At 50.1% G+C, this 399-nt stretch carries 1 protein-coding gene; it reads left to right on the top strand.

Annotated features, from left to right (window positions below; translation table 11 throughout):
* Window positions 1-399, top strand: a 399-nt coding sequence (locus tag ACW689_RS21460) for an AMP-binding protein (RefSeq protein WP_476294451.1), incomplete at both ends; no start/stop codon positions are given.

Raw genomic sequence — 399 nt, 5'->3', positions numbered from 1 at the left:
TGCAAAGTGCGGTGGGGGAATATGGTGAAGATAACTTAGGACGAGATGAGCACAGCAGCCCATCGCAGTTGGCCTATGTGATTTATACCTCAGGTTCAACGGGGCAACCCAAAGGGGTCATGGTGGCACACCAAGCCTTAGTGAACCGACTGGATTGGATGCAACATGCGTATGTACTGCAAGCACACGACCGAGTGCTGCAAAAGACACCTTATAGTTTTGATGTGTCGGTGTGGGAGTTTTTCTGGCCGTTGTGCTATGGGGCGGCTTTGGTGGTGGCGAAGCCAGAAGGGCATAAAGACCCACAATATCTTTATGAGTTAATGCAAGCGCAAGCGGTGACACGATTACACTTTGTACCTTCGATGTTGAATGCTTATCTGGGAACAGGGCTGAGCT

The organism is Pseudoalteromonas sp. ABE4_541 (assembly GCF_056312285.1).
The sequence above is the reverse complement of the archived record's forward strand: the minus strand, read 5'-3'. Positions and strand labels throughout refer to the sequence as shown.